The following is a 25357-nucleotide window of genomic DNA, read 5'->3' on the forward strand; positions in this document are numbered from 1 at the left end:
ATCCCGGCCCACCAGGCCGGGATCTCCTCCGTTAACCGCGATTTCGGACTAGGCGACAGCGAATCTCCGCCGTTGCCCACTCGCCGCGATCAGCTCCGCCGCCCGCTCCGCGACCATCATCACCGTGATGACCGGGTTCACCGAGGTCAGCGTCGGGAACACCGACGCGTCCGCGATCCGCAGCCCCTCGATCCCGCGCACGCGCAGCGACGGGTCGACCACCGCGAGCTCGTCGTCCGGCGCGCCCATCCGGCAGGTGCCGCTCACGTGGTAGACGGTCTGATGGATGCCGCGCTGCACCGCCGACAGCTCCTCGTCCGTCTGCACCTCCGGGCCGGGGAAGATCTCCCGCACCAGGTGCCGGCGCATCGGTTCGGCCTCGGCGATCCGCCGGGCCAGACGCACGCCGGCGACGAGCATCCGCTCGTCGTGGCCCGCGGCGTCGGTGAAGTAGCGGTAATCGATCACCGGCGGCTCGGCCGGGTCGGCGGAGGCGATCGTGACGCGGCCGCGGCTGTGCGGCTTCGCGACGTTGGGGGCGATGGCCACGATGTTCGGCGGAAAGCCGACCCCGCGCGCCCGCGGGTGGTCCACGACCGGCACGACCGGGAAGTGCATGAGCACATCCGCCTTGGCCGGGTCGCCGTCGACGCCGACCATCGCGCCGGCGTCCCAGCCGGAGGCCGAGATCGCGGGCGGGGCCGACACGGCCTCCCACACCACGAGACCTTCGGCGTGGTCTTGGAGGTTCTCGCCGACACCCGGCAGCTCGACGACGGGCTCGATCCCGGCGGCCTCGAGCACATCGACAGGGCCGATCCCCGAGAGCAGCAGCAGCCGCGGCGTGTCGATCGCCCCGCACGCCAGCACGATCTCCTGCCGCGCGCGCACGGTGCGGACGACGCCGTCGTCGGAACGGCAGACCACGGCGACCGCCCGGCCGTCCTCCACGACGAGGCGCTCGGCGCGCGCACCGGTGATCACCTCGAGCGATTCCCGGGAGTCCATCACGTCGTGGAGGTAGTGGATCGAACTCGACCCGCGCACGTTGGTCTCAGGGTCGTAGCCCACCTCGAAGAACCCTACGCCGCGGGCGAGAGTGTCGGTGCGGCCGTCGTTCCAGCGCTCCTGCAGCGGGAGGTCCAAAGCGGCGGCCGCGGCGGCGACGACGTCTGCGACGAACGGATTGCGATCGGCGGGGGCGACGGGGTGGATGGGGATCCGCAGCCGGTCGAAGTACGGCTGGAAGCTCGCGGCGTCCCACCCGGCCGCTCCGGCCGCCACCCACTCGTCGAGATCGGCGGCCGGCGGACGCCAGGCGATCATCGTGTTGGCCGTCGAGCACCCGCCGAGGATGCGCATGCGCGATTGCCGGATGCTCGAGTTACCGCGCTCCTGCGGAACGCTGCGGTAGTCGAGGTCGTACTCGCTCTCGATCATCTCCTCCCACCGGCGGATCGAACGCGCACGGCCCTCGTCGCGATCGCTCGGCCCCCACTCCAGGAGGCCGACCGTGACGTCCGGGTTCTCGGAGAGGCGCGCGGCGACGATTCCACCAGCGGTGCCGCCGCCGACCACGACATAGTCGTACTCGGCGGCGGCAGCGGCGGTGCTGAGGGTGTCGGCGGTGCTGTCGGTCATTCTGCTCCTGCGGTCGGGATGGAGGTGGCCAACGGGCCGGCAGCCGACTCGGCGAGCGCCGGCGGCTTCGACGGCGCCCACTTCATGAGCGCGTAGTAGAGCGGGCAGATCACGGCAAGGCCGACGATCCAGGAGATGTCGACCCCGCCGAGCGCGGTGGCGATCGGACCCGTGTAGAAGGCGGTGTTGAGGAACGGCAGTTGCACCAGGATGCCGAGCACGTAGCAGATCACCGCGTTGCGGTTGACGCGGCCGTAGATGCCGCCGTCCTGACGGAACAGCGAGGCGATGTCGTATTTGCCGTGCTTCACCGCGTAGTAGTCGACCAGGTTGACGGCGGTCCACGGGATGAGCACGCACAGCAGCAGGATCATCAGGTTCGACAGGTTGACCAGGAAGTTGGCCGAGAAGGCGAAGCCGAGGACGAGCGCGACGAGGAACAGGAGGACCGCGATGGCCCCGCGCGTGACCGCCCGCGGGATCCACTTCGGGAACAGCGTCTGGCCGATGGTGATGATCGCGAGACTGCCGCAGTAGAGGTTCATCCCATTGCTGACGCTGATGCCGACGCCGAAGACCAGCATCGCGAGCCCCGCGATGCCGGGGACGAGGGCGCTCAGGCCGGTCGCCACGTCGTCTTTCGGAAAGGCGGCCCCCACGATCGATCCGAGCACCATCGGGATCACCGAGCCGAGCACGCAGCCGGCGAAGGTCGCCCAGAACGCGGCGCGCACGCCGGTGTCCTTGGGCATGTAGCGCGTGTAGTCCGAGACGTAGGGCGCGTAGGCGATCTGCCAGAGCGCGGCGACCGAGATGGTGCCCATGATGCCGGTGGCGGTCACCGAGCCGTAGCCGAGCGCACTTGCGGGCAGCGTTCCGGCCGCGAAGATGTAGACGAAGACGAGCGCGATGGTGAGGCCGGCGACGACGCTCATCACCGTGCCGAAGACGTGCAGCAGGCGGTAGCCGAAGACGGCGCCGAAGACGCTGATGAGGCCCACGATCACCGTCGACCAGAAGTCGCCCAGGTGGGTCAGCGAGTCGAGGGCCTGGCCTCCCAGGATGACGTTGGACGCGAAGAACGCCACGTACATCCCGACCACGATGACGACGACCAGCAGGCTGCCGTAGGAGCCGAACTGGGCGCGGGTCTGCAGCATCTGCGGCACGCCCATCTGCGGGCCCTGCGCGGCGTGCAGCGCCATCACGACGCCGCCGACCAGGTTGCCGACGACGAGCGCGAGGATCGCGGCCCAGATCGGGAGGCCGTAGACGGCCGTCGCGAGCAGCCCGGTCGCGATCGACAGCATCATGATGTTGCCGCCGAACCAGATCGTGAACAGGTTGCGGGCTTTGCCGTGCCGTTCGTTCTCGGGGATGTGGTCGATGGTGCGGGTCTCGACGCCGAGGGCGTCGCTGCGGGGCTCGGTGCGGGCCGCTGTGCTCATGGGTGTGCTCCTCGTTCGTCGCTTGGCATAGAAGCTTCTGCCCCTTTTCCGCATCGATCAACTAAGGTTGCCTGAACCACTGCATCACTTCGGCAGATACCGCGCCGGAGGAAACAGAGCCGAAACACGGCCGTAACCGAGGGGCTGGATGAGCAAGAAGCCGGACGTCACACTCGCGCAGTTGCGCTACTTCATCGAAGCGGCCACCCACCTGTCGATGACGCGCGCCGCGGAGGAGCTCTTCGTCGCACAGTCGGCCGTGTCGTCGGCCATCGCGCAGCTGGAGCAGCAGGTCGGCGCACAGCTGTTCATCCGTCAGCGCTCGCGCGGTCTGACGCTCACGCCGTCCGGGCAGCAGTTCCTCGGCGACGCCCGCGCGCTCCTGCTCAACCTCGAGGAGGCGCTCGACACCGCGCGCGGCATCGACAACCAGGTGCGTGGCACCATCCGCATCGGCTGTTTCGTCACGCTGGCGCCGTTCATCCTGCCGGCCATCGTCAGCCGGGTGCGCGCCGAGCACCCCTACCTCGACATCGAAGTGGACGAGCTCGACACCGACGGCGCCAGGGCGGCGCTGCGCAGCGGGCGCGTGGAACTGCTGATCGGCTACGACTTCGGCTTCGGCAACGACATCCGCACCGCCGTGCTGTCGGACGCTCCACCGCACGTCATCCTGCCGGCCGACCATCCGCTGGCCGCCTCGTCTCAGGTCTTCCTGCGCGAGCTTGCGCGGGAGCCGATGATCCTGCTCGATCTGCCGCACAGCCGCGAGTACTTCCTCGGCATCCTCGCCGGAGCCGGCCTGCAGCCGGAGATCCGGCATCGCTCGCTCAACTATGAGACGGTGCGCGCCTTCGTCGCCCACGGCCACGGGTTCTCCATCCTCAACCAGTGCCCGCAGCACGATCTCAGCTACGACGGCGAGCGGGTGGCCGCCCTCCCGATCGCCGACAGCGTGCCCGCGCTGCCGGTGGTGCTCGCCGCGATGCGATCGGTGCGGGCGACCGCCCGTGCACGGGCGGTCGGCGACATCGCCGCACAGGTGGTGGCGGAGGCATTGAACCCGGAGCCGTCGCGCGGCTGACCGGGTACCGGATGACGGCCGTGTTTCGCGCAGATGTCATATCGAACGTACTGATGAAGTGATGAACCTGAAGCTATTTGCGTGATCCGACGCCCTCGACGGAGACTGGTCGGACACGCGAAGGGACGCCGATGACGAGTCTGCACATCACGAACGCCCGCCTCTACCTCGGTGAGGGTCGCTGGGAGGACGGCGGCGTGCTCGTCCGCGACGGCGTCATCGCGGCGATCGGCCCCGACACCGGGCTCGCCGGGCGGCGCGAGGCCGGAACGGTCGTTCGCGACGCGGGCGGCGCCTCCCTGCTCCCCGGCTTCCACGACACGCACGTGCACCCGCCGATGGCGGGAGGCTCCCTGCTGGGCATCGACCTGATGCCGGTGCACGACGCCGACGAGTACCTGCGGATCATCGCCGACTACGCAGCGGCGCATCCGGAGCTCGACACGATCATGGGCGTCGGCTGGTACGGCGATGTCTTCCCCGGCGGCTTCCCGACGCGTTCGCTGCTCGACGCGGTCGTGCCCGACCGGCCGGTGATCCTCACCAGCCACGACGGTCACGGGGTCTGGGTCAACTCCCGGGCCCTGCAGGCTGCCGGAGTCGCCCCCGATACCGCCGACCCGTCCGGCGGCCGCTTCGTGCGCGACGAGCGCGGCACGCTCACGGGTGTGCTGCTCGACAGCGCGATGCAGGCGCTGAACCCCATCATCCCGGCGCCGGAGCCCGGCTTCGTGGAGACCGCCATCCTCGCCGCCCAGCGCCGCCTCCACTCGGTCGGTGTGACCACCTGGCACGACGCGGCCGTCGGCACGAGCGAGCTCGGACCGGACTCGCTCGACGCCTATCTGTCCCTGGAGCGCCAGGGCGCGCTGACCGCGCGCGTGGTGCTCTGCCAGTGGTGGGACCGTGACCGCGGCCTCGAGCAGGTCGGCGAGCTGGAGGCGCGACGCGAGCGGGTGGCCGCGCAGACCGCTCGGATCGACGCCGGGACGGTGAAGATCATGCAGGACGGCATGATCGAGAACCACACCGCCGCCCTCCTCGACGACTACTCCGACCGGGCGGGGTTCCGCGGGGACTCGTTCATCCCGCCGGAACAGCTCGCGACGATCGTCGCCGAGCTCGACGCGCGCGGTTTCGACGTGCACCTGCACGCCGTCGGCGACCGCGCGGTGCGCGAATGCCTCGATGCGGTCGCCCACGCCCGCTCCCTCAACGGGCCGACGGGAGGCCGCCACCAGCTCGCGCATCTCGACGTCGTCGACACCGCCGACTTCGGCCGCTTCGCGGAGCTCGGCGTCACGGTGAATGCGCAGCTGCTGTGGGCCCGCACCGATGTCGAGATCGTCGAGCGCAAGCTGCCGATGATGGGCGCCGATCGCGCACGTCGGCACTTCCCGTTCGAGACGCTGCGGACGCACGGCGCACGAATCGTCGCCGGCAGCGACTGGCCGGTCTCCGACCCGAACCCGCTCTGGGCCATGCACACGGGGACGACCCGGCTGGCGCCCGCCGCCGACCCGCACGCGACCGGCCTCGCGCTCACCGAGCCGCTGCTCGCCTCCGAGGCGCTGCCGCCCGCGGCGGTCCTCGACGCGTACACCGGAACAGCGGCGTGGATCGGTCGGCTGGAGGCTACGACCGGTCGGCTGCGACCCGGGTTGGCGGCCGACCTCGTCCTCCTCGACCGCGACGTCTCCGACGGCGCGTCGTTCGACGCCGCGCACGTCGCCGAGACCCTCGTAGACGGCCGCACCGTCTACCGCGCCTGAGACGCGCGAGACGTGAGTAATCGCGGGAATCCCGACCGGGATTCCCGCGATTACTCACGTCTCGGCGGCGACGCTCAGAGGATCGGCCGGCCTCCGGTGACCGCGATCCGGGCTCCGGAGACGTAGGAGCCCTCGTCGGAGGCGAGGAGCACGTAGACCGGGGCGAGTTCGGCCGGCTGGCCCGGGCGGCCGAGCGGGGTGTCCCCGCCGAACTGGGCGACCTTTTCTTCGGGCATCGTCGAGGGGATGAGCGGAGTCCAGATCGGGCCGGGGGCCACACTGTTCGCGCGGATCCCCCGCTCCCCGAGCAGTTGCGCCAGCGATGCGGTGAAGTTGGCGATGGCCGCCTTCGTCGCCGCGTATGGCGCCAAGGTCGGCGACGGCATGTCGGAGTTGACCGACGACGAGCCGATGATGCTCGCGCCCGGCTTCATGTGCGGCACGGCCGCCTTGGCCAGGTGGAAGTAGGCCGACAGGTTCGTGGCGAGCGTGTGATCCCACTCGTCGTCGGGGGTCTCCTCGAGCGAGTCGTGCGTCATCTGGAAGGCGGCGTTGCTGACAAGGATGTCGATGCCGCCGAGTTCCTCGACCGTCCGCGCCACGAGCTCGCGGCAGTGCTGCGGGTCGGAGACGTCTCCCGGCAGCAGCACCGCTTTCTGCCCGGCCTCCCGCACCCAGTTCGCGGTGTCCTCGGCGTCGTCGTCCTCGCTCAGGTACGAGATGGCGACATCCGCGCCCTCGCGGGCGTACGCGATCGCGACCGCTTTGCCGATGCCGCTGTCGGCGCCGGTGATCAGTGCCCTCTTGCCGGCGAGACGGCCGCCGCCGCGGTAGCTCTGCTCGCCGTGGTCGGGCCGCGGGTCGAGCGCGTCCGTCGAACCGGGAGGGGTCTGCTGCTGGGCCGGTTGCTGCTGCTCGCTCTGCGGGTCAGAAGGGGACATGCGTTACCTCCGTTTCGTCCGCCTCCATACAACCCCGCGGTGCGGTGCGCAGCAGGGGCTTGGAGGCGCGCCGTAGGGCGCGTATCGTGCGAGCGCTCGCCCGTCAGGCAGCGAGTTCGGCCGCCCCGCTGCCGAGCGTCGCCGTGCGACCGGTCCGCCGGACGTGCTGCGCGACCAGCAGCCAGGTGATGCCGCTGGCGACGACGAAGACGAACTCGAAGATCAACAGCAGGCCGCCTCGCTCCGCGGCGGGCATCGGGGCGTTCTGCATGAAGCCGATGAACCCGTCGAAGCCGCCGTGCGCGGCGACGACGCCGAGGTACGCCAGCACGGCGCCGAGGGACAGCCGGTAACGCCCCTCCTTCGCCGCGGCGAACACCGCGGCTGCGACCAGCGCCGAGAACACCGGGTGCAGGAACGGCCCGGTGAGCTGCCGGCCGATCGTCACCACGATGAAGTAGCCGATCCCGTTGCCGCCCGCCTCCTGGCCGCGCGCGAACGCGTCGAGCAGGTAACCGACGTTCTCGATGACGCTGAAGCCGATCCCCACCGCTCCGCCGACGAAGAGGCCGATCCTGGCATCCTTCACCGGCAGCTTCATCGCCAGGAGGAGCACCGCGGCCAGCTTGACGGTCTCCTCCACCACGCCGGCCGTCAGCAGCGCCAGTTCGCTCGGGTGGGCGGACGTCCCGCCGCTTACGACGTCGATGAGCGCGTTGGCGGGCGCAGCGACGAGAGCGGCCGCGAGCCCGCCGACGCCGCCGATCAGCAGGAGGCGTGGGGCAGAGAGCTCGTCGTCCGGACGCAGCTTGTAGGCCATCGTGTAGAGCAGCGCGACGGCCACCGTCGCCGCGCCGCTGAGCAGCAGGAACGTGGGGACCACGCTCGGGCCGCCGTCGCGTGCGTGCGGCGCGATCGCCGCGAGCAGGAAGCTGAAGCCGAACACCCACAGCCAGATGCCCGCGCTGACACCGGCGATGATCCAGCCGCCGAACCGGCCGAGCCACTTGCGCGGCGCACGGCGCTTCCGCGGCGCGCGAGGCTCCTGAGGAGCGGCGGCCGGCGCGACGGGATAGGTGTACCCGGTCCACTCGACACCGCTCCACCAGCGCAGCAACCCCGGATCGTAGGGGTCGGGATACCAGCCGCTCGGCGGCAGCATCGACGGTGCATAGGTCACCCGGTCAGCCTACGTTCGCACGGGCGAACGCGCGCTCCTCCCGAACTGGCGACACGCGGCAGGCGGGACGCGGCAGCCGGGACGGCGCGAACGCGTGCCGCCCGCGCGCGCCGGTGCAGCGACGATCTCGCACTCCCGCCGCGTGGCCCGCATTCGGGGGGCACGCGCGGGGTTACCGTGTGCTCATGGCGATCAGGATCGAATTGCGTTCGGCCAGCTGCCCGATCTGCGGAAAGCGCATGGACGGCACGGTCAAGATGCTCGGCACCCCCGGTCAGGCGGGCTTCCGCACGGCGCCCCAGGACGTGCACTGCGCGTCCGGTTGCGAGCGTGCCCTCGGCGACAACCGCGAGCGGATGCTGGGGGTGTTCCAGGAGTAGGAGGCGAGGCTGAAACGCCCTACGCCGTCTCACCCTCCGACTGGCGTCGCACCTGCTCTTCGAGTTCCCGGATGCGCTTGTCGCGCTCCGCGAGCTCGATCTCGCGCTCGAGCGCGGCGAGTTGCGCCTCCGTGCTGGAGGCGTAGGGCGCGTGGCGGGGAGCCTCGGCCGCCGGCCGCATCACCGGGCGCGGACGCGGGGACGACGGGTACTCCCGCCCGACCGCGAACCAGAGGATCGCACCGATGAGCGGCAGCAGGATCACGATGAACACCCACGCGATCTTCGGAAGGTGCTTGATCTGGTCGTCCCGGCGCATGATCACATCCAGGAGCGCCACGACGAACAGCACGAATGCCATCAGCGACAAGACGAACATGCGCTCGAGTCTATGAGGTCGCTGTGCGGGATGTCGCGCGTCCGTCGAGAACGCACGGCGCTGGGCCGGCGGCAGAACCGCATCGACCTCCCGGAGCCGACCCGCGTGACTCAGTCCTTGCGGCGCATCCAGTGCTCACGCAGGAACATGCGCCCGAACCATGCGCTCAGGCCGTTGCCGCCGTACTCGTCGGGGTCGGCGTCGAACACCTCGTCACCCTGCGGCTCCGGGAGCGAACGCGCGTCGTCCTCGCTGAGGGTGGTGTGCACGGCCGAGGTCGTGATGCGGTCGACACGGTTCGCGTCGACGAACCGCAGGCCGTCGTGGGTTTTCACCGCGAGGCCGTCGAACAGGTCGAGCGACGGGTCTTGCAGCACGTGTTCGACCCTGCCGATCTCGACGCCTCCGGAGGTGAAGACGGGGGTGCCGTTCGGGAGGGCGGTGTAGGCGATGGGGGCGTCGTCGGTCACGACCGTCACTGTACGCGCGAGATCCGAAATCGGGGACGGGAAGAACGAAGACATCGGTGAGTCGATCTCGCTGCCGGAGAACGATCCCCGGACGCCGCACCAGGACGTCGCCGCAGCATGCCGGTGGTACTTCCGGGCCGCCGAAATCGCTACGCTGTGACGCACATGCAGTTGGTCGCAGAACTCCGCCTCTACACCGCCGGGGTCTTTCCCTACGACGTCGCGCCGCCGAAACGCGAAGAGCATCTGGTGACCAAGGTCAACCAGATCATCACCCTCGAGACGAACTCGCGGGCAAACCTTATGGGTCCCGAGTCGGAGAACGGCGACCGGCATCCACCGGGCCGCGACCACGACACGGCGAACGGGAATGATCGGCGCGACGGCGAAGCCGGGATCGGGGAGCACACATGACGAAGACGAACGACGCGGGAGGCTTCTCCGCCGAGGAACGCGCCGCTATCGCGCAGCGGGCGGCCGAGCTGAGGGCGGAGGCCAAACGCGCGAAGGGCGCGGAGAAGGCCGCCGAGAAGGCCGCTGCCGAGGCTGCGGACGTCGCCGCGAAGATCGCGAGCATGCCCGACGGCGACCGCGAGCTGGCGGAGCGCCTGCACGCCATCGTCGCGGAGGTCGCGCCCGACCTCTCCCCCAAGCTGTACTACGGCCAGCCCGGCTACGCCCGCGGAGGCAAGGTGGTCGTCTTCTTCCGCAGCGGGCAGCAGGACAAGACCCGCTACTCGACCTTCGGCGCGAGCACGGAGGCGGCGCTGGATGACCCGAGCGGGTTCTGGCCGACGTCGTACGCGCTCAGCGACCCGACCGAGGAGGCGTGGGAGCGCGTGCGAGAGGTGGTCCGGCGGGCGGCGGGTTAGCCGAGAGATCGGCCGGGCAGCGCGTCGGTGCCGACGATCAGCGCGCGTTGTCCTCGATCACGTTGCGGACGGCCGCGACCGCGAGATGGAGCATCCCGCCGAGGACGAACACCGCCCCGATCGCGTTGCCGAACAGGAAGTACCCGGCGGCCCCGCGCGGATCGCTGCCGAGCGTCGCGATGCCGATGAAGTACAGCACGATGGCGGCGACCAACGCGACGACGTAGATCGCGGTGAGAACCGTCAACGGGAGGTTGGGGCCGCGGCGGGTGCGGGCGGAGGGTCTGGGCGCGCGATCGGACATGGCTGGATGGTACTGGGTCGGGAGCGGGCCGGGAACTCCTCGGGTGGGGTGGCTGCGACGGTCGAGTACGGCGCGCAGCTGCTTCGGCCAGGCCGCGCTCCGGCCGATGTGCGCCTAGGCTGCGGCCTCCCCCAGCCCGACCGCGGCGGCGACGCGAAGGGCGATGGTCTCGGGCTCCGCACCGATGTCGACGGTGACACTCGTTTCGTCCCGCTGCGGCGGTTCGAGCGTGCGCAGCTGAGAGTCGAGCATGCCGGCTTTCATGAAGTGGCCGTTCCGCGCGGCGATGCGCTGTTCGAGCAGCTCACGGGTTCCGCTGAGGTGTGCGAAGACGACCCCGTCGGCCCGGAGCACGTCACGGTACCGGCGCGCGAGCGCCGAGCACGCGACGACGAGCGGGCGCCCGGCTGCCCGATGCTCGTGCATGCGGGCCGCCACGAGCGCGAGCCAGGGAGCACGATCGTCGTCGTCCAACGGGATGCCCGCCTGCATGCGTTCGACGTTGCGTGCCGGGTGGAGGCTGTCGCCCTCCAGGAGCTCCCAGCCCAGCCGCTCCGCGAGGAGGGACGCCACCGTCGACTTTCCGCAGCCGGCGACCCCCATGACGACGATCGCGCTCACCTGGGGCGCCATGTCAGCCTCCGATGACGAGGGCGATCACCAGGGTTCCGGCGAGGCCGACCACCGAGGCGATGCACTCCAGCACGGTCCAGCTGCGGAGGGTCTGCGGGATGCTGAGCCCGAGGTACTCCTTGACCAGCCAGAAGCCGGCGTCGTTGACGTGCGAGAGGAACAGCGATCCCGAGCCGATCGCGAGCACCAGCAGCGACACCATCGGGGTCGACAGGTGCGCGGTGAGCGGCACCAGGATGCCGGCGGCGGTGACGGTCGCGACGGTGGCCGATCCGGTGGCGACGCGGATGAGCGCCGCGATGAACCAGGCGAGCAGCAGGATGCCGATGCCGTTGCTGCCGCTGGCGAACGACGCGATGACCTGGCCGATGCCCGTGTCGACGAGCACCTGCTTGAAGCCGCCGCCCGCACCGACGATCAAGAGGATGCCGGCGATCGGCGGAAGGGCACTGGTCATGCTCGCCGCCAGCGTCTTGCGGTTCATGCCGCCGGGGATGCCGAGGAGGAAGAAGCCCGCGAGAACCGCGATGGTCAGGGCGATGGCGGGCGTGCCGAGGAAGTCGAGGATCACCTTCCACTCGGCGGTCGAGTTCTGGGCGACGATGTCGGCCAGCGCCTTGCCGAGCATGAGCACGACGGGCAGCAGGATGCTGATCAGCGCGAGGGCGAACGCAGGGCGCTTGCGCTCGACCTCCGTCGTGCGGCCGGCCTCGGCCTCCTCACCGTTCTCGAGGAACAGCGTGGGGACGTCGACGGGCACCCACTTGGCCGCCCACCGGCTGAAGACCGGGCCGGCGAGGATGATCGTGGGGATGGCGACGAGCACGCCGAAGGCGAGCGTGACCCCGAGGTTGGCGCCGAGCGCGGCGATCGCGACCAGCGGTCCCGGGTGGGGAGGCACGAGGCCGTGCATGGCGGACAGGCCGGCGATGGTCGGCAGCGCGATGCGCATGAGCGGCAGACCGGAGCGCTTGGTGACCAGGATGATGACCGGGATGAGCAGCACCAGCCCGATCTCGAAGAACATCGGCAGGCCGATGATGGCGCCGACGAGGCCCATCACCCACGGCAGCGCGCGCACGCTGGTGCGCGACACCAGCGTGTCGACGATGCGGTCGGCTCCCCCGGAGTCGGCGAGCAGCTTGCCGTACATCGCACCGAGGGCGATGAGGATGCCGACGCTGCCTTCGGTCGCGCCGAAGCCGTTGATGAAGCTCGCGGTCGCGGCGTCGGCGCCCATCCCGGCGACCAGGCCGGTGATGAGTGCACCGAGCAGGAGGGAGAGGAAGGGGTGGATCTTGAGCCAGGTGATGAGCACGACGATGAGCGCGACGCCGACGACGGCGGCGACGATCAGCTGAGGCTCGGAGGCGCTGGGGTGGGGTGCGGGCGGGGCTGCGGCTGAGACGACACGCAGCGCGCCGAACAGGGTGGGGATCATGAGCATCCTTGGTCGTGATGGGAATGTGCGACGCCACCCTACAAATAAATCTGATTAAATGCGAACTCTGTAGATTTTCATACGCTTTATTCGGCACCGGGTTGAGTTTTGTCTGCACAGGCGCGAACCTCGATAATGAGGCATGGTGTCAACGGAGTCCCTCCACGAGCAGGCTCTCGAGTCGGTCGGCAGCCGCATCGTCTCGGGTGAGATCCCGCCCGGCTCGGTGCTCACACCCGAGGGCCTCGGCATCTCCCGCACGGTTCTGCGGGAGTGCCTCCGCGTGCTCGAAGCCCTGGGCCTGGTGCAGGCGCGACGCCGCCGCGGCACGGTCGTGCAAGACAGAAGCGAGTGGCAGGTCCTCGACCCGCGCGTCATCGCCTGGCGCCTGGCCGGGCCCGACCGGATCGCCGCCCTCGGCAACCTCAGCGAGCTCCGCATGGCGATCGAGCCGGTCGCTGCCCGGCTCGCCAGCACCCGGGCCACGCCCGAGCAGTGCGGGGCGCTCACGGAGGCGATCGTCGGAATGGCCGCCACACAGCGCGCGGCCGACCACGGTGAATATCTCGCCTACGACCAGGCGTTCCACCGCACACTCCTGGAGGCCTCGGGCAACCCGGGGTTCCGCGCCCTCAGCCGCGCTGTGGTCGAGGCCTTGTCAGGCCGGACGGTGCACGCGCTGATGCCGCACACGGCCAACCCCGAGGCCATCCGGCTGCACGAGGAGGTCGCGGCAGCGGTGCGAGCGGGCGACGGCGCCAAGGCGGAGGCCGCGATGCGGGCGATCGTAGAAGAGGCGGACGCGGCGGTGCAGGCGCTGGGTGAGAAGACGTGAGGGGTTCTCGGCGGTTCCGCTCGTTCGAACATATGTTCTAATTGGAGCGTGACGCGCCCGAAGCCCATCCGCTACGACAGGGACACCTGGCTGGTGATGCGCGACGACAAGGTGCTGCCGAAAGCGGTGATCCATCGCTACACCGACAAGCGTGGCAACGACCAGTACCTGGTGATCCGGTGGGACCTGGATCCCGCCGAGCGCCGGCTGATGGCCGTGTGCGCGTCGCTCGAGCGTGCGGATGAGCTGGTGCGGTACGACAACAACGTGCGCCACGGGTACTGGGATGGGCCGCCGAATCCGCATCCGAGTGGGTGAGCTGGATGGCGTCCCGAGGAGTGATGTAAGACCGCACTTCTCCACGCCCGTCACCAGGCTGCGCCCCTTCCGCTCCCCCAGACGCCGACCCCACCCCGCTGCCGTGGACATTTGGGCGATGCCGACCGCTGCCGGGCAACGCCGGCTGCGGCTGCAATCAGGTTACCCGGTACGTTTTCGTCCTCAGCAGCTACGGGCTCAGCATCAGCCAGGCAGGACGCAGACTCGATCAAGCGGACGTTGAGCGACTGCCCGTAACCCCATCCCGGAGTGCGTCCCACCGAAGATCGGTCCCGTCATCTCGGAGGCCGTGCGCCTCAGTGAAGTACTGCCAGCACGCGCCCGCCAGAGCCGTGGCGTCCAGAGCCGGAGCCACCGCGGCGATCGCCTCGGTCAAAGCCTTTCTGGTCCGGTCCAGCTCGACGGTGAAATCACTGAGCCGCGGCTCCCAACCTTTCTTCGCAACCGGTTCAGCGGGCCCGAGAGCAATATACGCGTAGCCTCGGTCGTTCATCGCGAAGAAGACGGTGTCCGACGTGAGATCGCCGAAATCGAGCGCCCACAGGACGGGGGTCCGTTCCGCGCTCCATTCGGGAACCCTCGCCTCCACGAGGTAGTTCGTTGCGTACCTCACGGGTTCGACCAGGCCGTAGAAGAAGCTATCCGCGTCGTCGCTCACCGAGAAATCCGAGCGCGCGTCGTCCACTGGAAGGGAGCACGTCCATCCGTGCTCCCTATGGAACCTCGACGTCGGCTGCTCCAAGAACTCTGTGGAACGGATGACGGAGAGGGCGTCCCGCAAGCCATCTTTCCTCCCGACGAGCTTCGCCGGCTTGTCCTCCCCGTCGAGGACGGAGACGAGTTCCATCCCGGTGCGCGCTTTCGAACGAGCGAGCACTCGCCCCGCGTTCACGTAGTTTGCACGTGCCTCGAACTGCGTCCGCTCCACCGCTTCCAGCATCCGCTCCCGATCCCTGATCTTCATCGTGTGCCTCCCCTGATTTACCAGGTCTACGCTCCGGGATTCGATTAGGCCATATCGGGAACGGGCATGACGTCGGAAGCGATCCACGAGCATGGCCCCGGATTGCCTATGCGCTTGCTCGGCAGGAGCTGTCGCCCCTCCTCGCAGCGGCCATCGAGGTGCGGACCGATCTGGCGGAGGCACTCGAGACGATGTGGGGGCTCTGCTAGCTGACTGCGTGCTTTCCCTTGGTGAGACGGTGGACACGAGCGGCTAGGCATTCGAGGGATGGGGCCTCTCCATTTGAGTGTCTGTGCTTGCCTCTACAGTCGAGTTATGAAGGGGATCGTGGGTGCAGGGCTGCTCGCGTCAGCGTTCGCGCCGTTGCTCGCTCTGATCGCGACCTTGAAGCTGCCAACGCTGGGCTGGGTCAGCTGGGCGATACTTGCCGGTTGTCTCCTCTCGCTGGTGCTCCTGTGGCTGGTACTTCGCAGCGTCGCGCGGGTTCAGGCGCGTCCCGTGGAGTCGGTGGAGGTGCGGCGCGCGGACGAGAGCGTTCTCGGGTTCGCATCGAGCTACATCGTCCCTGTCGTGGTCGCGTTGTTCAGTGATGACATCGCATCCTTGGTGGCAACGATCGCCCTCGTTCTACTTCTCGTGGTGATCTATGTCCGGGCCGGGCTGTACCACCTGAATCCGAGTCTTGCTGTCGTCGGATTCCACCTTTATCAAGTGACCACAGCGGGCGGCGCGATAACGATGGTGCTGTCACGGTCCGGACGCCTTCCGCAGCAGGGAGTTGTCGAGTGTCGATACCTTGGTGACGATGTCGCCATCCAGTTGAAAGGACGACCATGACCGATGAACCGGCGCGCCAGGCGCTCACTACCGCACTGGCCGCAGATCCGACCGGTTTGGACAATTTCGTCATCCGTGGAGAAGCGCTGGCTGACTCGGAATTGACCCGGTTCGATCTGGTCGATGGGATGGCATCGGACGTCGTTGGCGACGTCCGTCGGTTCGCGGAGGCCCTCACGGGAAAGCAGTTCCTCGACTACGACCCGTCATATCAGACTAATAGCTCCCAGGTTCTTGTCGAGAAGCTCGACGATATTCCGGAGCTCTCAGCCTTGGACGCGGCGATTAGGCGCGGAGATGTGCCCAACGACGCGGGCGGCCGGACGGTCATGGCGATGGCGCACGCGGTGGGTACAGGTGCGAACCGAATAGTTGCCTACCGGCTCAAGGGTCCTGGGATCGCGACGAGACGGGCGCGCGGCATCCCACTCGTCCCGCGCGACGGGGTCTACCGACCGATCGAGGGCGACGTGCTGTTCTACGAGCCCCGATTCGATGTGCTCACGCGGGGGGAGTTCGCGTACTTCACGACGGTCACCCTTATCCAGACGAAGCTCCAAGCGCCCGACAAAGCACGCCAGCTCGCCCGTGACACGCTGGTAGCGGTGACGGCCAAGATCCGTATCGACGGGTTCGCGGAGTTGGAGCAGGCGGTGATGGATGATCCAAGCATGCGCGCGAAGATGGCCTATGTTGCTCGCCTCCTGCAGTCCGACCCGGACTACGCAAAGAACCTCACGACCAAGAAGCTCGTTGCATTCGTTGAGTCCTACCCGGATTACGACATTCCGATCGCCACCATCGACGGCAAGAAGGCGTTGCAGTTCGACGCCTCACCCCAGCACCGGCACCAGATTCCCCGGCTCCTCGCCGACGACTATCTCCACAGCTACCTCACCGACCGCAACTATGAGGCGGGCTCGAAGCAGCGCGCGCGCACCTGACGCGGCAAGCCGACGATGGCAAACGCAATTCGCGCGCGGACGTTGCAGGCGCTTCGCAGAGAAGGACTAACAAGAAGTCGTAGGCAGACATGACGAAGCCCTGATGAAAATGGCTTCTCACCAGGGCTTTTACGTCGGGCTGACAGGATTTGAACCTGCGACCCCTTGACCCCCAGGCGTCCAGGCGCCGTTGTTGGGACCATAATCTGCATGTTTCCGAGGCTCAGGTCATGCAGGCACGTCAGGAAATGCGTGGCGTGCATGATTCTGGTCCCCTTCTAGTCCCCTCTCCTGGTGGCTCTTGTGCGCCTACCACACCCGGGGGGGACGTCCGAGGAGTGCCGGTGCGCGATGTTCATGGTCGACACAGTGCGCTAGTACGGCGCAAGACTTGACGGGGCCGGGGGCACTCAGACGTCGCTGTCGGGCCACCTTGGCGCGTCAGCTCTGGCACCTACTCCGACGCGGAACGATCGGCAGCGAGCGCGCGTGCAACAGTCGTCGCGATATCTGCAGGACGATGACTTGCCTCGAGAACACGTGCATCGGTCTCAGACAGGGCGACCCGACTAGTCGTCGCGTTGACGGCAAGAAATCTCTCTAGCGCGCGCTGTACGTCAGCGTCTTCCGCGTGGCGCGGGAATCCCTGCGGCATCCAATTTGGCGTACTCCCGCGTGCAGCGATAGCGAGAAGCGCGGCCGCTCCTCCGTATCCCCCAGCGATATATAACTCCGCGCCCGCTTCTAGGCTCAGCCTCGCCTCCTCGATGATGCCCGGTTCACGCCCCTTGTAGCCAGCAAGTTGACCGCCGACCACTACTCTTGCATCAGTGTTCCGCGCGACGAACTTTCGCATGGATGTATAGGCATCTGCGGCGTCATATTCGTCTGCCTGTCGACTCTTGTCTCGTAGCGAGAGCTCCTGACCATCGTGGCTAACGAAGCGAAGCGCTCCAAGAGTCCCGAGACGCTGCATTGTCTCATCAAGGACCTCAGCGGAAGTGGCCTGAAACTCGGGCTCGGCCAGGACAATCTCGACGGACGCTGCTCCTTCTTTGAATCGTTGGATCTCGTCAAGGAGGACTCGCGTGTAGCCTTCTGGCTTCAGCCGGCCACCGTATACGACTGTGCCGCCCGCCAAGAGAATCGCGCGTGTCACTTCCGCAACCACCAAGCGGCAGTGGCGTTCGGACAGGCCGAGAGTCTCTAGGTCGGCGCTCTGGGAGACAGAAAGCCCCACTCGTCGGCCTGCGAGCGCGTCCCGAGGAATCAATGTTGGCTCGTTCACGATGGAAGGACTCCACCACGAGTGGCGAACGTCCGTGGCGTCAGGACGTCTGATGTGTTGAACCCGGCAAGGACACAGAGGTCTGTGACGACCGCGCGTTCGCGCGGGCCGAGCGGAGGGTCGGGATGCATGATCCATACATGACGATCTGCTTGATCGACTGCTTGGTGATTCATGAGCCATCGCGTGAGAGTTACAGGTTCGGGAGCGTGGACTGGGAGCCAGTCGAAGCCATCCTCTTTGAGATACACCTCTTGCGCCTGCCACAACGAGCGTTTCAGCGCTTCGTCGACGAGGCGATTGAGTGCGGTCTTGATACCGGGCAAAGGCTGCGACAAGTCGCATGGGACTGATGGGACGTGATCCATTAGGAATGATCCGCGACTCTCGCCATCAGTCAGCGCGTACATGCAGATAATGGGCATGTCGGCGGCCTTCGCTTCGAGCACCTCGCGCTGAGTCCATTCCCGGCCCGCGTAGGAGTCCGTGCGGACCATGAGAAGAGCGGAACGGCGGGCGTTACCGTCGAGAGCAGCCTCCCAATCCTCGCCTGTCTGGATGTCTTGTGCGTCGAAAAAGTCCTCCAGTCGCGTGGTCAGGATCGCCTCGCGCACGCGGTCGTAGATCCATGCCCCGTCGTTGTCGTGCGATTCGACGAGTGAGGGATGCTTTGTGTGGCTCACGAACACCTGGATTCGCTCCTGGCCCGTGAGCCATTGAGTGACAGCCTGGCTGACTTCGCGTCCGAAAACCCCAGGATCTGTGAGCGACTCACGCGGAAGCGGCTGTATACCTCCTACGAGTTCCCCGATCCGCGTATCGGGGATGCTGAACCGTGGCCTAAGGAGTGGAAGAACAATGACATCGTCCCGCCCGGAATACTGCGCGATGTCCGCAACGTAGGACTCCCACCCGGAGTCGTTAAGGACGGCCTGAGCGAGGCTCGCCCCGATGTAAAGAATGATGACGTTGTACTGCGCACCTGTGACGCCTGGGGCGAGTTCGGCTGCGATACCAAGCGGCCTAGGCGCGCTGTCCGGAGCCCAAGCGGCGCTCCGGCCATAGACCTCGACTGCACCTCCAGCGAGACCAGAAAACGCTGGCGAGTGGTAATGATCGTCAAGTTGTTTGAAGAGATCCTCACCACCGAGCTCGTCGGGGTGCCAGATCACGAAGATGTCGAGAATGGGCGGGGTTACAGGCATGAGCAACGCTCCCTCAGCGAGACCTACTTGGGCTGCGTGAAGTCATGGGCAGGTCCGGCTATTCACCATCAGTCCACTTGTTGAGCCGGTGGCTGGGTCCATCTCATCTCGTCGGGTAGCCGCGTCCTCGACCCATTGCGCGATGGTGCCGTCGCTCGGGGCTGGCGGGTAGAACCGCGCGTATCCAACGTCCAGCTCCTGGTTCTTCTGGACATTCAGTTCGAGGCGCGGAGGCAGTTTCGACCAGCCGTGATCCTGCGCACCGGGAAGCTGCACGCCAATAAGGCCTCCACGCTGACTGTGGGTGAAATTCCGCAATGTCGCCGCGATCTCCCAATCAACGTAGCGACGGGCCCAGGTGCACTGGCCAATCAAAACAACCGTGCAGGATGTTCCGGCGATCTTGTCTTCGCGGATCTTCCGCATCACATAGTCACTGTCGCCGCTCTCAATGTGCTCGGCGAAGTCGTCTCCGAACTCGCTGAGGCCGAGACTGCGGATCTCGTTGAAATACTGGCCGAAGCGTCGTCTCCATATATTGACTTCGAGCTCGTCTGCTTGGTGGAAGGACAAGAAGATGTTGCGTGCCATGGTGAACCCCTTCGTCTATAGAGCGCTGCGCTCCACGAGTCCTACCTCGCCGAGATCCTGCAGTCTGAGTGTTGTCTCGCTAGGCGACTTCGACCAGTCGGGCGGGTGGCTGCCGTAGCTGACTCCGACTTTCGGGCAGAGTTGACTGTGTCGCGTGGGGTCGCGAATGATCGCGGGTGTGAACCGTACCCAATAGTGCGGAGTCAGGCCCTCGGATCGGGCTCGCGAAGCAAATCGAGCGCCAAGGATCGAAGCTTCGGGCGACGCAGTTCCTTCCCACCCGGGTAGGTCTGTGGAGAAGTCGAGCGACGCGCTGTCCGAGTGCGCCGACCAGTTGATGCGCGCTTCCACCTCATACACTCGCGTGCCATCTCGTCTCAGATAGAGGCCAACAGATGTGAGCCACCTCTGATCGACGCCGTAACAGACCTTGGCGGTGGCATCCTTGTCGATGCCTGCCGCGGTGAAGAGCACGTCAACTTGATCCATTAGTGCTTGAGCACGGGTGTAGGCATACGAATATGTGAAGGTGCTCATGTCTCTCCTCAGTCCCCCACGTACGACTGCGTTGCAATCGAACGCTCATGCCAAATTCCGAGCGCCAACACCTTGATCTCATCTGCAGAAAGCGAACCCGCTGTCACCTTGCGCTCAAACTCCACGCGAGCGGTGCTTCGGGGTTGAATCAGTGTGACGAGTGATCCTGCTGCTCGTCGCACCTCGTCGTCCGATGCGCGGGCAAGAATCTCTACAAGGAGGTCAGAGAAGAACGCGATTGGAGCATCGGGAAGCTCGCCGACGAGTGACTCAAGCTCCGCTCGCGTAAGAAACCTGCCGAGGATACCTGCCACGATTTCCAGTCGTTCCGCCTCGGTCGGCAACCAGGGGAATGCGCGCATCCGGCCTGGCCTTCGAAGGGGCGGATACACCTTTGATAGGTCGTTTCCGGTGAGCACGACAGGCACCCGGCGGAGGCTTCTATCGCCAGCGCGAGTTGGGCTATCCGCCAGATGCATAAGCTGAGCGAGCACCTGCTGGTGATTCACTGTGGTCGTGCTCTGCGCCCACTCCCCGACCGTGGTGTCAAAGTCGTCCACGACAAGCGCAGCGGGCGTGCCCTCGTCGATCCGATGCCCTGCGTTCTCGTACGTGTCGAGCACAAGCTTCCCGGGCGTCCCCGCGCGGTCGCTCTCCAAGTCCGCCGCATTGATCGATATGGGCAGCACTCCACGAAGTTCGAGATGCCGGCGAAGCTGAAAACTCTTGCCGTCGCCAGGCCTCCCGAAGATCCCCAGGACGAGCGGCCAAGCGTCGACTTCTGCGAAGTTGAAGACGAGGTGCTCATTGACAGCGTGCGCGAACCGGTCCGGGATGGCGGGCACCAGATGCGGGGCAGGACGAGCGGAAGTCATAGGAGAATCAGACCACGGACCACGGACATCGCTCCACACGGACACGCCAAGTGAGCGCCCACTAGGCACTACCGCGCTCGCGGGCTCCTACGCGACGCCCAAGTCTGCCTCACAAGTCCTGACCAAGCAGATAAGAGCCTGACCCGGTTTCCCGGACGGTTTCGGTGTGTGGATCATGCCGCGATTTCGGCGGTGGTGTGAAGGGCTTCGTAGTCGGCGGGGCTGAGGTAGTCGAGGGCGGAGTGCCGGCGGCGCGAGTTGCAGAAGCCCTCGATCCACTCGAACACGGCCGAGGCCAGCTGCGTCTTCGAGTCATCCGCGACCGCCCGCACGGACGAAGGCCGGGTGGCCCAGTCGTGGTAGCCGGAGATCGAGACGTTCAGAAACCGGCAGGCCACTGCGACGGGGACACCGTCCGCGGCGAGCTCCTGGACCAGCCAGAACCCTATTTTGGGAGCATGTTCTCCCTCGCGAAATACACGCTGGTGAACTCAACCCGTCAGCGCAACAGTGCTTGGAGCCTATCGGCTGGGGTGTCGAAGTCAAGGGTCTTCCTAGGCCGAGAGTTGAGGCGTGCGGCGACGGCATCGAGGTCCGCCTGGGTGAGGTCCTTCATGCTGACGCCCTTGGGGACGTACATCGGGAACGACTTCCTTTTCCTGCCCGCTGTGACCGCACTCATCCGCGACGGCGAGCGGTTTCTGTTAGCGCGCGATACAGGCGAGCACTGGAGTCTTATTGGAGGCGGCATCGAACCGGGCGAAGAGCCGGCAGACGCCCTTGTTCGCGAGGTCCTCGAAGAGACGGGCGCCGAAGTCCGGATCACGGGACTCGTCGGCGCCTACGGAGGCGAACAGATGATGTGGACCTACGGAAACGGTGATCGAGCCGGCTACGTCACCATCGCCTACGAGTGCGAGCTGCTCACCGCCCCAGCGCCGGACATGGAGGAGATCTTCGAGCTGTGCTGGTTCGAGCGCGCCGCGATCACGGAACTTCCGCGACAGAAGTGGATCGATCGGGTCATCGCGGATGCGCCCGCGTAGGTGCGCAACTGATGTCGGCCGAGGCGAGTCCTGTCGACGCTGTCAGGATCGGGACCGCACACCGGGCGGCCTTTAGGCTGTCCGCATGGGTCTGCTCACGGCGATCGCCCGGATCAACTCGGCGCATCCTTGGTCGCACAACGACGCGTTCGCCGGCTTCGTTCTGCGGCAGGCCCGAGCGGTTCGCCGTCGCGGCGGTACCGCGGCGTTGGACGTGGGATGCGGGACCGGAAACCTGCTGGCGCGTCTGTCTACCATTTTCCCAGCGGTGGTGGGCTTGGAGCCGGACGAGGAAATAGCGGCAGTCGCGGTCGAGCGCTTCCGCGACTCTTCGCGCGTCCGTATCGAACAGCGCCGATTCGGGGGTGAGCCATCCCCGCTATACGACCTGATCGTGTTCGTAGCGTCGCTTCACCACATGCCGTTGCAGGCGGCACTCGACGCCGTCCGGTCGTCCCTCCGTCCGGGCGGCCGCCTGGTGATCATCGGAGTGGCGAAAGAGACCGCGAGGGATGCGCCGCGCTCATGGGTCTCGCTCCTCCTGAACCCGATCGTCGGGCTGCTCCGCCACCCGCGACGGGCGCGGACGCCGCCCCTCCACATGCGGGCTTCGACGGCGGAGGCGAGCCAGTCGTTCGACGAGGTCCGTGCGATTGCGAGCGCGACGCTTCCCGGCATCCGGATGCGGCGTCGGCTGTTCTGGCGGTACACCGCGGTCTGGGTGAACCGGCCTGAACTGTAGGGGACTCATCCCCGCGGCAGCCGTCGCAGTTCTCGAAGTCCCATCACAGCGGCGATCGGTTTCAGGAAGATAATCTCGCCGAACCTGTAGTCCGCCCCACGGCGGAGCCGCACGGCGAGATCAGGACGCAAGCGCCACAAGTACGCGCGACCCTTCTCGGCATGCAGCGAGTTGGAGACGATTTTTATCGAGTCGGCGTCCTCCATCAAAGGAATCGCATTTGCGATGTTCTCCCACGTCGTGAAGCTCTCGGTGTCGAGTCGGAGAGCACCGGTGTAGCCGCTCGCCCGGGCGAAGTCGGCCATGACGCTCGCCTCAGCAGTGTCGCCAGCCACCGGCCCACCGCAAAGAATGAGGAGCCGATCAGACGCACGATCATCGAACGACCTGAGACCCGCGCGAACCCGATACCGGTTGACGGCGTTCGCGCGCGTGCCTCGGTTCTTGTACCCGAGTACCACAACCGCTTCCAAGAGCGGATCAGCCTGGGCACGCGGGTTCAGTCTGCGTTTGGACGACCGGGAATGGACCGCCTCTGACCACACGAGGACCCCTAGAGGAATCGACAGCGCGAAAGCCGTCTTCGCCATTGTCTTCATCGTCATTCGCATCGCAGTGCTTCCGCGAAGATCTCCAAGTCCTTATCGAGTACACCCCGGCAGCTGCTGGCCCACTCCACGGCAGCGCGCGCGTGCTGGCGTCGCTGGTCGCTGAGCTGGTCGTCGCGGGCGTTCGCTCCCTCGATCCGGATGATCGCATCCTGGGATCGGAAGACCGCCTCGATTAGCACGTCGGCGGTCAGCTCGGGGTCGTAGCCGTCCGCGAGCAAACGCAGCCGCCGCGCTTGGTCTTCGACCGGCACGTTCCCCACGGCCTGGATGCACCATGTCCATCCCGCATAGCCGACGTCCTCCATCGGGTCCCCGGGATGGACGCTGTCCCAGTCGATCAGCGCCACCGGCATGCCCTCGGCCATGATCACATTGAACGGACCCGGGTCACCGTGGACCAAGCACTCGGAGTTTGATGCCAGCGGGATGCCACGGCTGAAGTCATGAAGTTCCCGCAGAATCCCGCCGAATGCCGCATAACAGCGTTCGTCGCGTTGAGAAGGGTGATCGGTGGTTGTACCTGGGATATAGGACAAGGTGTCGCGGCCCTCCGCGTCGATACCGAGGTAGGCGGGCGCCCACGCGACACCCGCCTCATTCAGGGCGCGAAGAACCTCGCTGGCGAAGGACGAACGCCGGCCGCGCGGACGCCGAACGGTCCGGTCTGCCTTTACGACGCCCTCGGTCGTGTTGCCGCCGGCCAGCAACTCCTCTATCGGCTCCCGATCCACGCGTTGAGCATACGGGCACCGCGCACCCCCCGCGGGCGACGCTAGCGATCACGGCCGCCGTCCCCACCTAGATCACCCTTCCATCGACTTCTTCGTCCCTCGTGAGAGCAGCGATCGCTTCTCCTCGTCGTCTGCATCTTGAATGAACGCCGAAACCCCAACGCCGTAGACCAACGTTTGCTTTTGCTCTTCCGCAAGCTCTTCTGTAAACGGGCCGAGCGCGACAAGATCCATAGCGCGGAACTTCGCTTTTACGGCTTGCTTTCGATGATTGGAGGCGATGCGCCATGTATCCGGCAACAGAGAGTCCTGTGATTGAAACGGCACTCTTGAGAACGATGACGGCTGGAGATGGCACCTCTGTTGCGACTCGGAGGTCCCATAGTGTAACTGCGAGATAGATCACAGCGGCAACGCCAAGCACCACCGCGGCGAGGTTCCACCTGAATGCTGCGGTGGTCTGGGAATCGGCGTATGCGTTGTACCCGTCAGCCATCCCTGCGCCCCCGATAAGGGCGACTACCCGGCCAGCCTTCTTCTGCTGTTCCTCGAGGGCTTTGATGACGCCTTCCGCGTTTGAAACATACTCGGCCTCTTGGGTACGCAATGTGGCTGCGGCTTCAGTCGCTACAGCCTCAAACTGACTCTTAGCGGCTGAAATGGCGGCATCTACTTTCTCGCGGGCCTCCGAATGGATCTTTTGGACGGCCTCTTCCCGATCCGAGATTCGCTTTTGGGTGTCCGCCGCCTCCTTCTTATAGGCGCTCAGCTGATCGCGGAGCGCATCTTGGCTTTCGACGAATCGCAAGATGGCGGCATCCACGTCGTCGCGCTTGGCTGAGAACCGATTGCATGACCCTCGAACAGGCGCTGGGAGCGACGTGAGTCTCGTGATTAGCATCCATCATGGTCAATGCAAACAGTCCCATACCCAACTCCGGATATGTCCCGATCCTCAAGGGCAAAATGGCGGAGTTGGGCGCCATCGAGACCTGCGACTCCGCGCTACTTGTGCCGCTTGTTGAAGTGACTGCCCCCGAGACCGCACCCAAACAGCTCGCGAAGTCATGGGAACGTATCAGCGACGTCATCTGGATCCATTCCCTCAATTTCTCGGACGCGGACGAACATGACTTTGCCGCGCAAGTCTTAAACATGTTTAGCCAGCTACGCGCTTCAATGCTCGCCATCCCTGTAATTACGGTGAGCGAAGTGTCGCGCGTCAGACTTAGTGGCAGGGGTTGTTAGTTGCTGAGGCAACGCCCCT

The 25357-nt window shown here is 66.5% G+C and carries 31 protein-coding genes; 12 read left to right on the forward strand and 19 right to left on the reverse strand.

From position 1 onward, the window contains the following. Positions 1-48: 48 nt before the first annotated feature. Both Q0Q23_RS08320 and Q0Q23_RS08325 read right to left on the reverse strand, forming a co-directional pair. Positions 49-1641 carry a GMC family oxidoreductase gene (locus Q0Q23_RS08320; protein ID WP_295121941.1) on the reverse strand — a complete coding sequence of 531 codons (1593 nt, stop codon included), beginning with the start codon at positions 1639-1641 and terminating at the stop codon, positions 49-51. After that, positions 1638-3089, reverse strand: a complete 1452-nt coding sequence (locus tag Q0Q23_RS08325) for a cytosine permease (RefSeq protein ID WP_295121943.1) — start codon at positions 3087-3089, stop codon at positions 1638-1640. Before Q0Q23_RS08325 ends, Q0Q23_RS08320 begins: the two co-directional genes overlap by 4 nt. Before the next feature lie 148 nt (positions 3090-3237). On the opposite strand from Q0Q23_RS08325, the gene Q0Q23_RS08330 reads away from it, so the two are divergent. After that, complete coding sequence (locus Q0Q23_RS08330; RefSeq protein WP_295121946.1) at positions 3238-4173, forward strand: LysR family transcriptional regulator; 936 nt, start codon at positions 3238-3240, stop codon at positions 4171-4173. 131 nt (positions 4174-4304) lie between these two features. Beyond that, positions 4305-5945 (forward strand): amidohydrolase, encoded by a 1641-nt coding sequence (locus Q0Q23_RS08335; RefSeq protein WP_295121948.1) that lies wholly within the window; start codon positions 4305-4307, stop codon positions 5943-5945. Between the two features lie 74 nt (positions 5946-6019). On the opposite strand, the gene Q0Q23_RS08340 is transcribed toward Q0Q23_RS08335, so the two are convergent. Together Q0Q23_RS08340 and Q0Q23_RS08345 are read right to left on the reverse strand one after the other, a co-directional pair. Then, on the reverse strand, positions 6020-6886 hold the full coding sequence (locus Q0Q23_RS08340; protein WP_295121950.1) for an SDR family oxidoreductase: 867 nt from the start codon (positions 6884-6886) through the stop codon (positions 6020-6022). A gap of 103 nt (positions 6887-6989) precedes the next feature. Next, the gene (locus tag Q0Q23_RS08345; protein ID WP_295121952.1) at positions 6990-8066 is read right to left on the reverse strand and encodes a PrsW family glutamic-type intramembrane protease; all 1077 of its coding nucleotides are present in this window, start codon (positions 8064-8066) and stop codon (positions 6990-6992) included. 185 nt (positions 8067-8251) lie between these two features. On the opposite strand from Q0Q23_RS08345, the gene Q0Q23_RS08350 reads away from it, so the two are divergent. Next, complete coding sequence (locus Q0Q23_RS08350; RefSeq protein ID WP_295121954.1) at positions 8252-8446, forward strand: hypothetical protein; 195 nt, start codon at positions 8252-8254, stop codon at positions 8444-8446. Between the two features lie 19 nt (positions 8447-8465). Here Q0Q23_RS08350 and Q0Q23_RS08355 read toward each other — a convergent pair whose 3' ends face one another. Together Q0Q23_RS08355 and Q0Q23_RS08360 are read right to left on the reverse strand one after the other, a co-directional pair. After that, the gene (locus Q0Q23_RS08355) at positions 8466-8825 is read right to left on the reverse strand and encodes a PLDc N-terminal domain-containing protein (protein WP_295121956.1); all 360 of its coding nucleotides are present in this window, start codon (positions 8823-8825) and stop codon (positions 8466-8468) included. A gap of 110 nt (positions 8826-8935) precedes the next feature. After that, entirely contained in the window at positions 8936-9295 is a 360-nt protein-coding gene (locus Q0Q23_RS08360; protein ID WP_295121958.1) for a hypothetical protein, read from the reverse strand. A 171-nt stretch (positions 9296-9466) separates the two neighbouring features. Here Q0Q23_RS08360 and Q0Q23_RS08365 point away from each other — a divergent pair, with 171 nt between their 5' ends. Both Q0Q23_RS08365 and Q0Q23_RS08370 read left to right on the forward strand, forming a co-directional pair. Next, positions 9467-9709 carry a hypothetical protein gene (locus tag Q0Q23_RS08365; RefSeq protein ID WP_295121960.1) on the forward strand — a complete coding sequence of 81 codons (243 nt, stop codon included), beginning with the start codon at positions 9467-9469 and terminating at the stop codon, positions 9707-9709. Beyond that, entirely contained in the window at positions 9706-10167 is a 462-nt protein-coding gene (locus Q0Q23_RS08370) for a DUF1801 domain-containing protein (RefSeq protein WP_295121962.1), read from the forward strand. Before Q0Q23_RS08365 ends, Q0Q23_RS08370 begins: the two co-directional genes overlap by 4 nt. 37 nt (positions 10168-10204) lie before the next feature. On the opposite strand, the gene Q0Q23_RS08375 is transcribed toward Q0Q23_RS08370, so the two are convergent. The 3 genes from Q0Q23_RS08375 to Q0Q23_RS08385 form a co-directional block, all read right to left on the reverse strand. Then, a complete protein-coding gene (locus Q0Q23_RS08375) occupies positions 10205-10471 on the reverse strand; it encodes a hypothetical protein (protein ID WP_295121965.1) in 267 nt (88 codons plus the stop codon). 114 nt (positions 10472-10585) lie between these two features. Then, a complete protein-coding gene (locus tag Q0Q23_RS08380) occupies positions 10586-11104 on the reverse strand; it encodes a gluconokinase (protein WP_295121967.1) in 519 nt (172 codons plus the stop codon). 1 nt (position 11105) lies between these two features. Then, positions 11106-12545, reverse strand: a complete 1440-nt coding sequence (locus Q0Q23_RS08385) for a GntP family permease (protein ID WP_295121969.1) — start codon at positions 12543-12545, stop codon at positions 11106-11108. Between the two features lie 142 nt (positions 12546-12687). On the opposite strand from Q0Q23_RS08385, the gene Q0Q23_RS08390 reads away from it, so the two are divergent. Both Q0Q23_RS08390 and Q0Q23_RS08395 read left to right on the forward strand, forming a co-directional pair. Further along, positions 12688-13380 carry a FadR/GntR family transcriptional regulator gene (locus tag Q0Q23_RS08390; protein WP_295121971.1) on the forward strand — a complete coding sequence of 231 codons (693 nt, stop codon included), beginning with the start codon at positions 12688-12690 and terminating at the stop codon, positions 13378-13380. Between the two features lie 48 nt (positions 13381-13428). Next, positions 13429-13698, forward strand: coding sequence for a hypothetical protein (locus Q0Q23_RS08395; protein ID WP_295121973.1), 270 nt, complete (start codon positions 13429-13431; stop codon positions 13696-13698). A gap of 229 nt (positions 13699-13927) precedes the next feature. Here the strand turns inward: Q0Q23_RS08395 and Q0Q23_RS08400 are convergent, their stop codons facing one another. Continuing rightward, positions 13928-14683: a hypothetical protein gene (locus tag Q0Q23_RS08400; RefSeq protein WP_295121975.1), complete on the reverse strand. Its 756-nt coding sequence runs from the start codon at positions 14681-14683 to the stop codon at positions 13928-13930. Between the two features lie 315 nt (positions 14684-14998). Between Q0Q23_RS08400 and Q0Q23_RS08405 the strand changes: the two genes are divergently transcribed. Then, a complete protein-coding gene (locus Q0Q23_RS08405) occupies positions 14999-15520 on the forward strand; it encodes a hypothetical protein (RefSeq protein WP_295121978.1) in 522 nt (173 codons plus the stop codon). Next, positions 15517-16464 (forward strand): hypothetical protein, encoded by a 948-nt coding sequence (locus Q0Q23_RS08410; protein ID WP_295121980.1) that lies wholly within the window; start codon positions 15517-15519, stop codon positions 16462-16464. Before Q0Q23_RS08405 ends, Q0Q23_RS08410 begins: the two co-directional genes overlap by 4 nt. Before the next feature lie 454 nt (positions 16465-16918). Here Q0Q23_RS08410 and Q0Q23_RS08415 read toward each other — a convergent pair whose 3' ends face one another. From Q0Q23_RS08415 to Q0Q23_RS08440, 6 genes are all read right to left on the reverse strand, one after another. Then, the gene (locus Q0Q23_RS08415; RefSeq protein ID WP_295121982.1) at positions 16919-17752 is read right to left on the reverse strand and encodes a hypothetical protein; all 834 of its coding nucleotides are present in this window, start codon (positions 17750-17752) and stop codon (positions 16919-16921) included. Continuing rightward, on the reverse strand, positions 17749-18957 hold the full coding sequence (locus tag Q0Q23_RS08420; RefSeq protein WP_295121984.1) for a toll/interleukin-1 receptor domain-containing protein: 1209 nt from the start codon (positions 18955-18957) through the stop codon (positions 17749-17751). The genes Q0Q23_RS08415 and Q0Q23_RS08420 overlap by 4 nt, the downstream gene beginning before the upstream one ends. A 42-nt stretch (positions 18958-18999) precedes the next feature. Beyond that, positions 19000-19548, reverse strand: coding sequence for a TIR domain-containing protein (locus Q0Q23_RS08425; protein ID WP_295121986.1), 549 nt, complete (start codon positions 19546-19548; stop codon positions 19000-19002). Positions 19549-19563: 15 nt separating this feature from the next. Then, positions 19564-20085: a hypothetical protein gene (locus Q0Q23_RS08430; protein WP_295121988.1), complete on the reverse strand. Its 522-nt coding sequence runs from the start codon at positions 20083-20085 to the stop codon at positions 19564-19566. 8 nt (positions 20086-20093) lie between these two features. Further along, on the reverse strand, positions 20094-20930 hold the full coding sequence (locus tag Q0Q23_RS08435) for an AAA family ATPase (protein WP_295121990.1): 837 nt from the start codon (positions 20928-20930) through the stop codon (positions 20094-20096). 203 nt (positions 20931-21133) lie between these two features. After that, a complete protein-coding gene (locus tag Q0Q23_RS08440) occupies positions 21134-21331 on the reverse strand; it encodes an IS3 family transposase (protein ID WP_363316247.1) in 198 nt (65 codons plus the stop codon). A 243-nt stretch (positions 21332-21574) separates the two neighbouring features. On the opposite strand from Q0Q23_RS08440, the gene Q0Q23_RS08445 reads away from it, so the two are divergent. Both Q0Q23_RS08445 and Q0Q23_RS08450 read left to right on the forward strand, forming a co-directional pair. Further along, positions 21575-22006, forward strand: coding sequence for an NUDIX domain-containing protein (locus tag Q0Q23_RS08445; RefSeq protein WP_295121992.1), 432 nt, complete (start codon positions 21575-21577; stop codon positions 22004-22006). 85 nt (positions 22007-22091) lie between these two features. Then, positions 22092-22748, forward strand: a complete 657-nt coding sequence (locus Q0Q23_RS08450) for a bifunctional 2-polyprenyl-6-hydroxyphenol methylase/3-demethylubiquinol 3-O-methyltransferase UbiG (protein ID WP_295121994.1) — start codon at positions 22092-22094, stop codon at positions 22746-22748. 5 nt (positions 22749-22753) lie between these two features. Here Q0Q23_RS08450 and Q0Q23_RS08455 read toward each other — a convergent pair whose 3' ends face one another. From Q0Q23_RS08455 to Q0Q23_RS08465, 3 genes are all read right to left on the reverse strand, one after another. Continuing rightward, a complete protein-coding gene (locus Q0Q23_RS08455) occupies positions 22754-23359 on the reverse strand; it encodes a YdcF family protein (protein WP_363316246.1) in 606 nt (201 codons plus the stop codon). Next, the gene (locus tag Q0Q23_RS08460) at positions 23350-24090 is read right to left on the reverse strand and encodes an aminoglycoside phosphotransferase family protein (protein WP_295121998.1); all 741 of its coding nucleotides are present in this window, start codon (positions 24088-24090) and stop codon (positions 23350-23352) included. Before Q0Q23_RS08460 ends, Q0Q23_RS08455 begins: the two co-directional genes overlap by 10 nt. Before the next feature lie 67 nt (positions 24091-24157). Continuing rightward, on the reverse strand, positions 24158-24913 hold the full coding sequence (locus Q0Q23_RS08465; RefSeq protein ID WP_295122001.1) for a hypothetical protein: 756 nt from the start codon (positions 24911-24913) through the stop codon (positions 24158-24160). Positions 24914-24996: 83 nt separating this feature from the next. Here Q0Q23_RS08465 and Q0Q23_RS08470 point away from each other — a divergent pair, with 83 nt between their 5' ends. Then, a complete protein-coding gene (locus Q0Q23_RS08470) occupies positions 24997-25338 on the forward strand; it encodes a hypothetical protein (RefSeq protein ID WP_295122003.1) in 342 nt (113 codons plus the stop codon). The last annotated feature ends 19 nt before the right edge of the window (positions 25339-25357 follow it).

Origin of the sequence: uncultured Leifsonia sp. (genome assembly GCF_945957465.1) — a bacterium.
GTDB lineage: Bacteria > Actinomycetota > Actinomycetes > Actinomycetales > Microbacteriaceae > Leifsonia.